The 13,890-nt window shown below is 59.4% G+C and carries 9 protein-coding genes and 1 pseudogene; 7 read left to right on the top strand and 3 right to left on the bottom strand.

From position 1 onward, the window contains the following. From ABIB54_RS17145 to ABIB54_RS17125, 5 genes are all read left to right on the top strand, one after another. On the top strand, positions 1-931 hold a 931-nt coding region (locus ABIB54_RS17145), incomplete at its 5' end, for an MFS transporter (RefSeq protein WP_354576741.1). Positions 932-1,705: 774 nt separating this feature from the next. Further along, the gene (locus ABIB54_RS17140; RefSeq protein ID WP_354576740.1) at positions 1,706-2,380 is read left to right on the top strand and encodes a BON domain-containing protein; all 675 of its coding nucleotides are present in this window, start codon (positions 1,706-1,708) and stop codon (positions 2,378-2,380) included. A gap of 347 nt (positions 2,381-2,727) precedes the next feature. Then, positions 2,728-5,229: a magnesium-translocating P-type ATPase gene (mgtA, locus tag ABIB54_RS17135; RefSeq protein WP_354576739.1), complete on the top strand. Its 2,502-nt coding sequence runs from the start codon at positions 2,728-2,730 to the stop codon at positions 5,227-5,229. 471 nt (positions 5,230-5,700) lie between these two features. Beyond that, positions 5,701-7,965, top strand: a complete 2,265-nt coding sequence (locus tag ABIB54_RS17130; protein ID WP_354576738.1) for an Orn/Lys/Arg family decarboxylase — start codon at positions 5,701-5,703, stop codon at positions 7,963-7,965. Continuing rightward, positions 7,962-9,557 carry an amino acid permease gene (locus ABIB54_RS17125; RefSeq protein WP_354576737.1) on the top strand — a complete coding sequence of 532 codons (1,596 nt, stop codon included), beginning with the start codon at positions 7,962-7,964 and terminating at the stop codon, positions 9,555-9,557. Before ABIB54_RS17130 ends, ABIB54_RS17125 begins: the two co-directional genes overlap by 4 nt. A 350-nt stretch (positions 9,558-9,907) precedes the next feature. On the opposite strand, the gene ABIB54_RS17120 is transcribed toward ABIB54_RS17125, so the two are convergent. The 3 genes and pseudogenes from ABIB54_RS17120 to ABIB54_RS17110 form a co-directional block, all read right to left on the bottom strand. Continuing rightward, on the bottom strand, positions 9,908-10,351 hold the full coding sequence (locus tag ABIB54_RS17120; protein ID WP_354576742.1) for a hypothetical protein: 444 nt from the start codon (positions 10,349-10,351) through the stop codon (positions 9,908-9,910). Positions 10,352-10,420: 69 nt separating this feature from the next. Beyond that, positions 10,421-10,540: pseudogene (locus tag ABIB54_RS17115) on the bottom strand (DUF2510 domain-containing protein); the annotation flags it as partial. A 131-nt stretch (positions 10,541-10,671) separates the two neighbouring features. After that, positions 10,672-10,926, bottom strand: a complete 255-nt coding sequence (locus tag ABIB54_RS17110; protein ID WP_354576736.1) for a Smr/MutS family protein — start codon at positions 10,924-10,926, stop codon at positions 10,672-10,674. A gap of 687 nt (positions 10,927-11,613) precedes the next feature. Between ABIB54_RS17110 and ABIB54_RS17105 the strand changes: the two genes are divergently transcribed. Next, positions 11,614-12,540 (top strand): ABC transporter ATP-binding protein, encoded by a 927-nt coding sequence (locus tag ABIB54_RS17105; protein WP_354576735.1) that lies wholly within the window; start codon positions 11,614-11,616, stop codon positions 12,538-12,540. A gap of 2 nt (positions 12,541-12,542) precedes the next feature. Next, positions 12,543-13,763: an ABC transporter permease gene (locus ABIB54_RS17100; protein WP_354576734.1), complete on the top strand. Its 1,221-nt coding sequence runs from the start codon at positions 12,543-12,545 to the stop codon at positions 13,761-13,763. Positions 13,764-13,890: the final 127 nt, after the last annotated feature.

Here is a 13,890-nt window from a genome sequence, read left to right as displayed (position 1 = left end):
CGCGGCGGGCGGGCAGTTGTGGTGGGGTCTGCCGGCGTGGCGTTGGATGCTTCTGGTTGGGGTCGTGCCCGCTCTGGCCTACGGCGTCCTGTCGTCCGTAATCCCCGAGTCGCCGCACTACCTGCTTCTCAAGGGACGCAACGATGACGCTCTGAATGTCGTCACCAACGTCACCGGGGCCGCCGACCCTCAGAAACGACTCGATGAAATCAAGGAGAGCCTGGCAAGTTCGGAGCGCTCCAGCTACCGTGACCTTCGCGGTAGAGCGCTCGGGCTGAACCCGATCCTGTGGATCGGAATCGGCATGGCAGCGCTTCAACAGCTGGTGGGAATCAATGCGATCTTCTACTACTCGACCGCGCTGTGGCAATCGGTCGGTTTCTCCCCGGCCGATTCATTCATCACCTCGGTGATCACGGCGGTAATCAACGTTGCCTTGACTTTCGTCGCCATATTCCTCGTCGACAAAGTGGGCCGGCGGCTTCTGCTCCTGGTCGGCTCAGTGGGAATGTCCATCGGGCTGATCGCAGCCTCCATCTCATTCACGCACGCGCATAACTCTGGTGCAACTGTGTCTTTGCCGCCGCCGTGGGGGTTGATCGCGCTGGTCGGGGCAAACCTGTTCGTGGTTTTCTTCGCCGCGACGTGGGGGCCGGTGATGTGGGTGGTGTTAGGCGAGATCTTCCCGAACCGGTTCCGCGGGCTGGCGCTGGGTATGTCAACTGCCTTCAACTGGATGTTCAGCTTCCTGGTGACCCTCCTATTCCCCATGCTCTCCAGCGCGGTAGGACTGGGCTGGGTATATGCCGGGTTCGCCTTCTTCGCCGTCGTCTCGTTCGTGTTCGTCAAAACCCTCCTGCCCGAGGACGCGGGCCTCGAGTTAGAAGACAAAACCAAGACCGATCGAGCACGGCAGGTCACCGCTTCCTGAATGGTTATTCAGCCTGCCCAGTCCAGAACCCGGCACGCCAAGCTGATTCTGAAGGTTCGGAAAGCGGGCCAGAGCCGAAACTCGACCGATCTCGCCACCTTTTCGAACAACGAACACAACGTCCCGGGTGTATTTCTCAACCCGGAAAGTCAGTAAGCGAACCTCCTGCGCGACAGATTCGCAGTTCACTCATGTTCTGGCTGAGCGTGCCAATGTTGTGACATTGGCGAACGTCCAAAGCGTGTCCCATTTGATCCATCGTGCGAATCAGCGTGAGTCGCGATACGGGGCGGTTGAGAGGGGCGGCGGGGTAGTGGGTAAATGTGGGGTTTGGGAGCTAAGAGCGTTCAGCGTCGCCGGTTGCCTCATCCGGCAAATTGGTCGCTCCGAACAGGTACCACAACAGTCATTTTCTTCTCCAAACGGGGACGTGCATGATGAGTATTATCCTTCAAGGGTTCCGGGATTGTGAGTGTTCAGTAGAGACTTTGGTCCGGCGAAGATCCGCCGAAAGCCCAGTCGAAAATGCGGAGGCAATGCGGGGCCCACTGTGGGGTGATCCCAACCGGTGGGCATGCCGATCGCGGGGTGTCGGCAAAGCCCTCCCCGGGTGGAGTCACCGTTTGTCACTGGGCCGGCCACCGCCGAGCTTCGCAGTGAGCGGACACCCACCCATGTCCGGGTTGATTCGTAGGACCAACGGCCCTAGTCGGCAACCTGATCTGCGCGGAGTGTGGAACATGAACGCATCTCCCAAACGATTGGAACGAGATCATGAGCATCGCAGCTCCCATCCGAAGCGACCACGAGCTGCAGACTGCGGTGCAGGATGAACTGGAATGGACGCCGGACGTCGACTCCGCTGCCATCGGTGTCGCCGTCGCTGACGGAACCGTCACTCTTTCCGGTGAGGTCGACAATTACACCGAGCATCTGGCCGCCACGCACGCAGCCCTTCGCGTACGCGGTGTGATCACCGTCGTTGACGACTTGACTGTGCACCCGAAATCGAGTTGGCGAACCACCGAAACAGATATCGCAAAAATTGTTGAGCATGCCCTCAAGTGGGCCACCGACGTCCCGGAGACAGTCAAGGCTGAGATGGTTGATCGCAGTGTGACACTCACCGGTGAGGTGCAGTGGGATTTCCAACGTCGAGCTGCCCAGCGCGCCGTACAGTACCTTCGAGACATCTCTTCGGTCGACAACCAAATCACCCTGAAAGCTCGTCCCACCGCCACTGATGCTGAGCAACGCATCACCAATGCGATTGTCCGCAACGCCCAGTTAGACGCCAAGGCGATCACGACGACGGTGGTGGGGGTGAACGAGGTCACCCTGACCGGCACCGTCCGCTCATGGGCGGAGAAGCAGCAGGCTGGCAATGCGGCGTGGGCATCCCCGAACGTCACGACGGTTCACAACCGCCTCGTCATCCGCCCGAACTGAACCTCGGATCTGAGTTGGAAACCGCTGTGACCGCCGAGCAACCCCTGCGAACATCTCCGCACCCACCTCGACGAGACTTTCGACCCTGTCGCTCGCTAGAACGGGCCTGCCTCTTCACCAGAAAGCGCGGCATTCGACAGACCTGCGGGCTGGCTCGGATAGGGGCGCCTGTGCGTTGCGAGTGGGCGGAGGGTTAGCTTCCTACGGGCGCCAGCAGTAACTCACAGGTCGTGAGCGCGCGTCGGCGTGAGCGTCGTCTCGGCCGCTGATCTTGAAGGCACCCTCCTGGATCTCGCGGGACCTTCTAATGTGCTAGAGAATCTGGAGACACGATCCACGCTATTGAGATGACCGAAGATCACCCAGCACCGACTGAGGTCCCTTTCTGGAGCCTGTCCTCGGCCGACATCGAGAAATGTCTCGCGGACTCATCTCGCTCCCGGACGGGTCCCGTTCGCATCCGGCATCATTTCAGCCCTCGCGCGATCGGGCGCCTCCGGATCATCGGTCGCCAGTTTTCCAGCCCAATCACCCTCATTCTGGTCATCGCCGCAGGGTTGTCGATGGTCGTCAGCGATGTGACAGACGGCACGATCATCCTCTCGATCGTCGCCCTCAGCGCCATCCTCGGAGCGTGGCAGGAGAGCCGGTCAGCCGATGCGGTTGCGGCCATCACCGCTCAGGTAGCGATCGACGTTCGCGTTCAACGCGATGGGGTACCAGTCACGGTCGCGTTAAGTATGGTGGTGCCGGGCGATCACCTGGTCCTCTCTGCCGGCGATATCATCCCCGGCGATTGCCTGCTCCTCAAGTCGGATTACTTGTCCATCGACGAATCAGCCCTCACGGGTGAATCCTTTCCGGTATCGAAAGTCGCCGGAACCGTCCTCGCGGTGCAAACCCCGCTCGCAGCCCGCACGAACTCCCTTTTCGCCGGAACCCATGTTGTCAGCGGCACAGGTCTTGCCCTCGTCGTCCTCACCGGTGCGCAGACCACGTTCGGCCATGTCACCGCGTCCCTCCGCCAGAAGCCGAAGGCGACAAGCTTCGAGATCGGAATCCGAAAATTCGGCCTTCTGCTGTTGCGCGTCACTATCGTGCTCGTCTCCGCGACGCTAGCAATCAACCTCGCCCTTCAACGTCCTCTTCTCGACTCGTTCCTGTTCGCCATCGCCCTGGCAGTGGGCATCACACCGCAGATGCTCCCCGTTGTCGTATCAGTGAGCCTGGCCGTCGGTGCTCGAAAGATGGCGCGGGTCAAGGTGATTGTCAAACGGCTGGACGTCATCGAGGACCTCGGGGCGATGTCAGTGTTGTGCACCGACAAGACGGGCACCATCACCGTCGGTGTGGTGACCATCAAGAAAGCCATCGATGTGAAGGGTGAAGAGGACCCCCGTGTCCTCGACCTCGCCGTGCTGAACGCGGGCCTGCACACTGGGTACTCCAATCCTCTCGATCTGGCTATCCTCGCTGGACGCGCTGTGCCAGCCGGCGCTGCGGCGATCGGAGAAGTGCCATACGATTTCATCCGCAAGCGGCTGTCAGTCGCCGTTGAGGTCGACGGCAGCCCGACGCTAGTCACCAAAGGGGCCTTCGATTCGGTTCTGTCATGCTCCACCCAGGTGAGGATCCAGGGTGGTATCGATGACATCACTGCGAGGATCCCCGCGATCACTGCTCTCGCACAGTCCCTTGGCGCCGACGGATTGCGCGTCATCGCTGTCGCCTATCGCGTCCTCGCCCCCGACGAGCGTGCTGTGGGACCTCTTGCGGAGCACGACCTGGTCTTCGCCGGCCTTCTCGTTTTCGAGGACCCCATCAAGAACAGCGTCAGGGATTCCGTTGCCTCTTTGACGGATCTCGGGGTCGAGGTTAAGGTCGTTACCGGCGATAACCGATTCGTGACCGCGTCACTTGCAGCGAAACTGGGTTTTGCCAACGCGCGGGTTGTGGTCGGATCGGAACTTGACCAGGCGAGTCACGAATCGCTGCTCGACCTCGTCTCGAAAAACAGTCTCTTCGCTGAGGTCGAACCCGGTCACAAAATCAAGATCGTAACCGCGCTGAAGGATGCCGGCGAAACCGTCGGATTCCTCGGTGACGGGATCAATGATGCCGGCGCCCTCCACTTAGCCGATGTCGGAATTTCGGTCGACTCTGGGGTCAACGTCGCAAAAGAGGCTGCCGCTGTCGTGCTGCTCGAAAAAGATCTTTCGGTGGTCGCGACCGGTATCCGTCTTGGTCGACGCACGTTCACGAACACGTTGAAGTACGTTCGGGTCGTCGTCAGCGCGAATTTCGGATTTATCCTCAGTACAACGGTGGCGGCCGCAACCCTGCCGTTCCTGCCGATGCTCGCGGCGCAGATTCTGTCGCTGAACCTGATCGCCGACGTGCCGAACACCCTGATCTCGCGGGACCGGGTTGACCCGGAGCGACTAGGACGCGCCAGCGTGTGGAGCATGCGAACGGTGACACGCGTCATGATATTTTTCGGGATAACCAGTAGCGTCTTCGATCTGATCACGTTTGCCGTGCTCATGTGGGTCTTTCACGCTGACGCCGTACTCTTCCATTCGGGGTGGTTTGTGCTCTCGGCACTCACCCAGTTCGTCGCCATGATGACCCTCAGAACCTCACGGCCGTTCTGGCGCAGTAGACCAGAACCGGTCTACCTGCTGGTCAGCGGCGGGATCACCGCGGTGGGGATTCTCCTCCCCATTTCACCATTCGCCGCGGCCCTCGGATTCGTGGCCCTGCCTCTTCCCCTGGTCCTCGCGCTGTTCATCATCGCCACGGGCTACGGGCTAGCGAATGAGGCGATGAAACGGATTATAAAGTTCTGAGAGCTCCTCAACCTGCCTGTCCCCTTCTCGTCGAATGGAATTCGATACCGAAGTCCTCGAGCTGCTGCGGTCGACACGACCCTGACCGGGCCGCAGGCAATCTGGCCTTCCGAGCGTGGCAGAGCCTTACAACTCGGGGCTACCGGGCCGGGGTGAGCGGTTTGGGGACGCGTTCATCCCTAGGTAGCTTGGGCGTGTAGCCAGCCCGGACAGTGGAGAAAATCAATCAAATCTGCTGTCCGAAGCGACCGCAGGAGCCCAGAACGGTGCCTCTGCCTTCGGCCGGGCAAACCCCGCTCACCGACATTCGGAACTCTAATTATCGGTGGGACTTTGGGCCCTAAGACCGCTGACTTTCGGAACTTATCCTGATTTGACGCTTCCGAAGACCAGCCCTCATGGCAGTCGAGCCGAGCCCGGCACCTAGTTGCCCGATTAGAACAGATCGCAGATCACTACAGGAGAAATCACATGCTCGACGAAATTTCGATCAAAGCCCTGATTATCAGAGATCTCGACGTCAAAAGCGGCACCAATCAGAGAGCGCTTGAGAGGCTGCTTAGCGAACTTTCGCAACTGGGTATCGCGGTTCGCCAGTCCGACTCGGCGGAGGACGCGGCCTTGGCACTTGGTTCAGACGCCTCGTTCGACGTCGTCGTCGTCGATATTACAGGCACACTAGACGCGTCGACTGTTGTCCCGGCCATTCGTGAGCGCAACGACAAAGTGCCGGTCTTCATCGCATCCGGGACGCGAGGAGCAGAAGATCTTCCTTCATCGGTGCTGGAGCAGGTGGATCAGTTCATTTACCTGCTGGACGACACCCCTGAATGGATCGCCGGCCGGATTGGAGATGCCGCCTCAAAATATCGACGAGCCGTGTTGCCGCCAATGTTCAGAGCTCTCGTCGATTTCTCTGAGACCCACGAGTACTCCTGGCATACCCCGGGTCATGAGGGAGGCGCTGCATTTCTGAAGTCACCGGTGGGACGTGCGTTCTGGCAGTTCTTCGGACAACAAACTTTCCGCTCTGACCTCTCTGTCTCGGTTGCCGAACTGGGGTCTCTTCTTGATCACTCTGGCCCGATCGGCGAGGCCGAGAGGCGGGCTGCCGACATATTTGGTGCGGACATGACCTTCTTCGTCACGAACGGCACGTCAACGTCGAACCGAGTCGTCTACCAAGCTTCCGTCACAGCGGGTGACGTCATGCTTCTGGACAGAAATGCTCACAAGTCGATCGAGCAGGCGACCACGATCACTCATGGCGTACCAATTTATCTACAGACGACACGCAATCATCTCGGTATCATCGGGCCGGTTCCACCAGCAGAGATGACTGCGGAAGTTGTCGCCGAAAAGGTACGGAACTCGCCGCTGATATCGGATGCGGAGACCACGCCGGCAATCGCTATGATCACCAATTCGACCTACGACGGTCTGCTGTACCACGTGCCGACCGTGGAGGCGACATTGGGATCACACGTCGATCGACTGCATTTCGACGAAGCATGGTACGCCTACGCGGCGTTCAACCCGATCTACGCGGAACGGTTCGCGATGCACACCGCCAATCGGGCGCCCGACGCCCCGACGACATTTGCAACACAATCCACCCACAAACTCTTGGCGGCCTTGTCGCAAGCATCGTATGCGCACATTCGGAACGGGCGTCGCCCAATAGGCCACGATCAGTTCAATGAAGCGTTCATGATGCATGCCTCGACGTCTCCGCTGTATGCGATCATCGCCTCCAATGACGTGGCGGCGGCCATGATGTCCGGTACCGGCGGTCGGACCCTGACCACCGAATCGATCGCTGAAGCGGTGGCATTCCGCCGAACCCTCGCACGAGTAGCAGACGAAGAGGGTACGGGCAGCTGGATGCCACGCCCATGGCAACCACCGACTGTCCTCGGTAACGACGGTGTGACGCGTTCATTCCAGGATGCCGACGAGCAACAGCTCATCACATCACCGGAGCCCTGGCTGCTGCGTAAAGACGCATCGTGGCACGGCTTCGACCTGCCGGACTCCTATGCGATGCTCGACCCGATCAAGGTAACCGTCACCACACCCGGCCTGTCGCTTGACGGAACACCAGAACCATTCGGCGTGCCGGCAGCGCTCATGAGTGCGTATCTGGATGAGAACGCGTCGATCGTTGTTGAGAAGACCCAGGACTACTCAGTCCTCTTCCTTTTCTCGATCGGAGTCACGCGCGGCAAGTGGGGCACCCTATTGAGTTCGATACTTCAGTTCAAACGAGACGTGGACGCAAACGTCAGTCTTGACACTGTCCTACCCGGCATTTTCCAGATAGATCCTCAGCGCTACGCCGGTATGGGGCTGCGAGACCTCGCAGAAGAAATGCATAAGACGATGTCGGACAATCGGCAACTGGCTAAATTGCATGATGCATTCGCCACATTGCCCGCGCAGGCGATGACACCCGCCGACGCATACTCGCACCTCGTCCATGGCGAGACCGAAGAGATCCAAATTGACGACCTAGCCTCCCATACGCTCGCCGTGGGTATCGTGCCTTACCCGCCCGGGATCCCCCTTATCATGCCCGGCGAGAACTCCGGCGGGGACACCGGGCCGTTCGTCCAGTACCTGAAGGCTCTGCAAGATTTCGACCGCCGATTCCCGGGGTTCGAACACGACATCCACGGCATCGATCATGTCGATGGTGTCTACCACACGCACGTCGTCCGCGAGGTTCAATCATGACCGAGACCAAGACCGCCACGCCGCACCCACGCGTCGCCCGCCGCGAACAGGGAAGCGCCGGCAGCGGAGCACAAGCTGCACGGAAAGCGAAAGGATTTAAGGCCCCCCGAGCAGTGACCCTCGGGGTATTCGCCTTGGCCATGATCGAAGTCAACGCCGTTCTGGCCGTTCGAAATTTGCCGTCAATGGCCGAACTTGGATGGCACAGTATTGGATGGTACGTCCTTGGCCTCCTCCTGTTTTTTCTGCCGCTCTCCCTCATCGGCGCTGAGCTCGCCACCGGCTGGCCCAAAGGCGGAGGAGTCTATGCCTGGGTCCGCGAAGGATTCGGCGAAAAATCGGGCTTCATCGCTATTTGGTCGGACTGGGTAGAAAACCTCGTCTGGTTCCCCACGGTGCTGGCTTTCATCTCCTCGACCCTGGCGTTCGCACTATTCCCGGCGGCGGCAGATAACCGTTGGCTGATGGTGATCATCATGCTCGGGATTTTCTGGGCAGTGACGCTACTCAACTTTTTCGGAGACAAACTCAGCAGCCTCATTAGTAGCATCGGCGCGATTGTCGGTGTGATCATCCCCACCGGGCTTCTGATCGTGCTGCTGCTGGTCTACGTTTTCGAGGGCAAACATTCGGCCATCCCCTTCAGCGCCCCCGCTATGCTTCCCAATCTCAATGCTGGCACGCTGCCCTTTGTTGCGACCATTGTGTTGCTTTTCGCTGGTATGGAGATGGCTGGCTTCCACGCACTGGAGACGAAGAACCCAGCCCGTGACTACCCGAAGGCGATCCTGCTCTCCGGGGTGATCATCTTTGTCTTCTCCGTTCTCGGCACCATCGCCATCGCCGTCACCGTCAGCGCTAAGGACCTCTCCCTCGCATCAGGCGTGATCCAGGCCACTTCCGCTATGGTCAATGCCGTCGGAGCGCCCTGGTTGACCATACCCATCGCGATCATGCTCGTCATAGGTGTTGTGGCTCAGCTCAGCACCTACCTCGTGGGCCCAGCCAAGGCCATTGGAGTCTCTGCGGCCCAGGGGAACCTGCCACCCGTCTGGAGAGAGCACAACCACGTCGGCTCACCTGTGGCCGTCCTGGTCATTCAAGCTGTGATCTCATCCATTTTCGCCCTCCTATTCGTTCTCATTCCCTCGGTGAACACTGTGTACTGGATTCTTACCGCGCTCACCACCCAGGGGCTCATCGTGATGTATGTGCTGATGTTCGCTTCCGCGATAAAGCTCCGCTACAGCCAACCCGGTACACCGCGCCCGTACCGCATCCCCGGTGGGAAAACTGGAATGTGGATCGTCGGCGGCATCGCGCTCCTTTCGCTGGGCTTCGCATTCATCGTCGGACTCTTCCCGCCTAACACCACCAACACGCCAGTTTGGTTGTATTTCCCCCTGATGCTCGCAGCCTCCCTGCTCTTCACGGTCGGTGCGCCATTTATCATCTGGAAATTTAAGAAACCGACCTGGCGTGCGAAAAACGCCGACGCCTACCTCACATCTGCTACTCCGCCGGACGATCCACCCAGCGAGCAGCCGAAGGTCGGGTCTGCTGCAGGGAAATCGGACGGTAGCGCCTCGTAAACCAAGATCTTTGCGGAATGAGAGACGAGCGTGCCCGCGTCGCGCCGGCGACTCACTTTAGAGTTCAAGAACGAGTTGTGCCACGAGTTGATTCCCGCCTCGAAACCGACCAAGGAAGTCGCGCTCGCTTGCGGCGTCGGGGACTGCTGTGGTCGCGGTTCACCCCATCATTTGCTTTGCGTTTGCAGCCTGCCCCAATGACTGGCTCGTCGGTGCGCGGCTGACGGAACTCTACCCGCGAGCCGGACGATCACCGGACGGAATTTCGAGCGTTCTGGAGAGCGCGCTGGAGACCACTTTTTGGCCTCAAGGGTCGCCCGTAAGCCGAACGGCCAACGCACCGTGGTGGTTCAGCTGATCTGGGTTGCCCAGTGGCGCAGGAGGTCCGACTGTCCCTGGACCCGGGCAAGTATTCGAGCATTCGGGCTCGCCTGACCGGACCGATACAAGCTCAGCGCGTTCACCGGAGTTCGGCGAGAGCGTCCACGGGAATCAACCCAGATGATGCTTGGGTAGCTCGTGATCTCCTTCACCGACTCGCGGGGGATCCGCACGATGCGCAGGAACCCGTGGACAACGGCGTTGTCCCGGGTGAGGACCAGTTCAAGGAAGAGGCACGCGGGTGCAGTCCAGAGTCCGAAGAAAGCGAAAGGGACACCTAATGCCGTGAGCATCCAGCCCTGGTGGACCGTGATCCCGACCGCAAAACCGCCCCACACTCCGACGATTCCGGCACCAGCGATGAGCAGAGCTGCGATAAAACTGTTCACCCGGATCACGGTGAAGGGCCGCATCCGGATAGGGAACGAGTCGAAATCCGGATGGGTTGGCCCTACCCGAGGGGATACGTTCGGTGCACTCACCTGCTCGGTCGAGACTTGTTCGGTCCAGGCATTCCCGTCCCACCAACGTTTTTGTGCTGACCCAGGCTCACGAGGATCCGGATACCAACCCGCAGGAATCGATGCACGCGGATCCGTCATGATTTCGCCTCCGGCTTCAGCGCAGCTTTCGCGTCAATGTTATTCGCGAAGCGATGCCTTCCCGGCAGCCACCCCACGAACGTTGACACCGTCAATATGCCACCGGATCTAGACAGTGGGTGTGCGTTGAACTATTTCGGGCGGAAGTGTACGAAGATGCGACCGAAATTCTTGGAGTCCTTCTCGACCCTGTGGTACTGGGCTTTGATCTCGGCCTGGTCCAGGAACCGCAGCACGCGTTTCTTCAAGGCCCCAGACCCTTTGCCGGGGATGATTTCGACCAGTGGCGCCTTCTTGGCAACAGCCTCTTCGATGATGGAGCGCAGCGCCCGATCAATGTCGCCGTTCCGATTGTAGATATCGTGCAGATCGAGTGTCAGCTTCACCTGCCCATCCTCCCCTACTCGCCTTCCTGAATCTCCGGCGAGTCAAACGATGCACAACCCCTAAGTTTGCTGCGCCCGCCTTAGAGCTCGAGCGCCCGTAAGCCGGACCACCACCGGGCGGCAATTCAGGTGCTCACGGAGACGGCTTTTAGGGCACTTTCGGGCCTCAAGTGCCGCCCGTAAGCCGAAGGTTGACAGACACTATCCCGCGATTCCTGGCGTCGGGGCTGCGGAGTTACTTGTCTACTGGCGGCGTTCTGCGATGGTTCCTCGCGACTCCGGAAAGAATTGTCTCGCATCCCATGGGATGCAAGACCATCGAAGGGCCTCGCGATGCAAAAGGTGTGACGACTCGAATCTGGGACTGACGTGGCCCTTTGCGCGGTGGTAGGGGGCGGCGGTCTATCGTCGGTGCCGCCCGTCGCGTAGATCACTTCCAGCGAGTGCTTAAACACTCTGGGCATTGCCAGGCGAGGAAATCTACACCGACCGGTTCCATTCGAGTGAGACATTCTTCGCAGTTGAGGGTGTCCAGGAAGTCCATTTGCTGAGAATAGTTGCCCTCGTCCGTAGGCGTGGAAGTTATCCACAGGTGGAAGTGGACCACGGTTGGGGACGCGGACTTGTTCTAATACTGGTGACCTTTGTCATGGTGCGAGAGTTGGTCACCTCGGTAGGTTGGGGGGCATGGATCGCATCCCGTCGGAGCCCCTCGTCCACATTGACAGTTTCCGGATGGATTTCGGTGCCACCACCGTCATCCGGGATCTGTCGTTCGATATTCGGCAGGGAGAGACGTTCGGGTTCCTCGGGTCGAACGGCTCAGGGAAGACCACAACCATTCGGGCGCTCCTCGGTATTTACATTCCGACCGCTGGGACGCTTCACATCGGTGGGCGGCCGTTCTCTCCGGAGGACGGTGACCGGCTCGGATACCTTCCCGAGGAACGGGGGCTCTATAAGAAGGAGTCGGTTATCGATGTGATGACGTACTTTGGCCGGCTGAAAGGCCTCAGCAAACGAGACGCGACAGCCTGGTCACTCGATTACCTCGACCGTGTGTCCCTCGGGAGTAAGGCGAAGTTGCGTCTGGACAAACTCTCCGGAGGTGAGCAGCAGAAAATCCAGCTGGGGGTGACGATCATGAACAAACCCGAGTTACTTATTTTGGATGAGCCGACGAAGGGCTTCGACCCGGTGAACCGACGCCTATTGATGGAGATCATCGACGACCAGAAGAAGGAAGGCGCCACCGTTTTGATGGTCACCCATCAGATGGAAGAGGTCGAACGGCTGTGCGACCGGGTCATTCTTTTGAAGAACGGTAAAGCGGAAGCGTACGGAACGATCCCTGAGGTGCAGAACAAGTACGGCGGGACGATGATCCGCATGACCTACAGCGGAACCATCCCAACGTCTTCGGATTATGAGATCACGACGCAGGAGCGGAATTATGCGGAGTTGACGATCGCCGATCATGCGGATGAGGCGATCATCCTGAAAACTTTGGTCGATGGTGGGGTGACGGTTCGGAGCTTCACCACCAGCAAGCTGAGCTTGGATGACATTTTCGTCCAGGTGTATGGGGACGAAAACGAACTGGTGGGAGTCTGACCATGGCCCAACACAACCTGTCCACCGTCGTGTCCTTCGAAGTCGTCCGCACCTTGACGAAGCGGCGGTTTTGGATCTCGACCCTGATCGTGCCGATCATCGGCGCGATCGTCATCGCCCTCGTTGTCCTCTCGAACACCTCCACCGACAACAGTGTCACCGCGCAGAAGAACGAGAAGCTGACCTTCACCTACAGTGACGACTCCGGCCTAGTGAACCCCACGATCGCCTCCGGTTTCGGCGGGACCCTCGCTACCGACCCGGCCGCGGCGATCGCGGCGGTGAAGGCGGGGAAGCTCGATGCGTACTTCGCCTACCCAGAAAATCCAGCCAAGCAGCACACCAAGGTGTACGGGGCCGACCAAGGAATCTTTCAGAACGGCAAATACTCCGCCATCGCCACCCAACTGCTGGTCGCCAGCGCCCAGGGGAAGATCGATAACCGAACCCTGACCACCCTGGTGCAAGGGAACCTGCCGGTGGATGCGACCACGTACAAAAATGGGTCCATCTCCGGGAACATCGGGGGTGTCATCCCACCCCTGCTGTTCCTCGTCATCTTCTACGTCGTCATCCTGCTCCTCGGCAACCAGATGCTGAACTCCACCCTGGAGGAAAAAGAGAACCGGGTCACCGAGATGATCCTCACCACCTTGAACCCGACCACGTTGATTGTTGGGAAAGTGATCTCCCTCTTCATCATCGGCGTCGTCCAAATGGTCACCTTCGCCTTACCGGTCATCGTCGGGTATCTGCTGTTCCGCACCCAACTGAACCTGCCCTCGTTCGACCTCGCCTCCCTGAACATCAACCCCTGGCAGATGGTCGTCGGAGCACTGCTGCTGATTGGCGGATTCACCCTGTTCACTGGAACGTTGGTGGCGGTGGGGGCGATCATGCCCACTGCGAAAGAAGCCGGGCAGATCTTCGGCATCATGATGGCATTGATCTTCGTCCCCTTCTACGCCGTCACCCTCGTCGTCTCAGACCCCCACTCCTTCATCGTGCAAATCTTCACCTACTTCCCCTACTCCGCACCGGTCACAGCGATGCTCCGCAACGGGTTCGGATCCCTCAGCCCACTCGAATCGATCATCATCATCGTCGAACTCTTCGCACTCGGGATCATCGTCCTCCGACTCGCAGTCCGCCTGTTCCGGTACGGGTCGATCGAATACTCGAAGAAGGTATCCCTGAAAACAGTGTTCGCCCGCCAACGCTGAAACGTGCAGTTGGTGCGGTGTTCGCGCTGGGCGGGTCTGTAAGAAATCTTGTGTAATTGGTTCGGCGTGACATCCGCGGCTGGGAGCTGTGGGATGGGAACAATGACGCATGAGCAGAGATATTCAG

Origin of the sequence: Frigoribacterium sp. UYMn621, assembly GCF_040549525.1 — a bacterium.
Taxonomy (GTDB): domain Bacteria; phylum Actinomycetota; class Actinomycetes; order Actinomycetales; family Microbacteriaceae; genus Lacisediminihabitans.
Note: the sequence above shows the minus strand (reverse complement) of the source record. Positions and strands in the feature narration are given on the sequence as shown.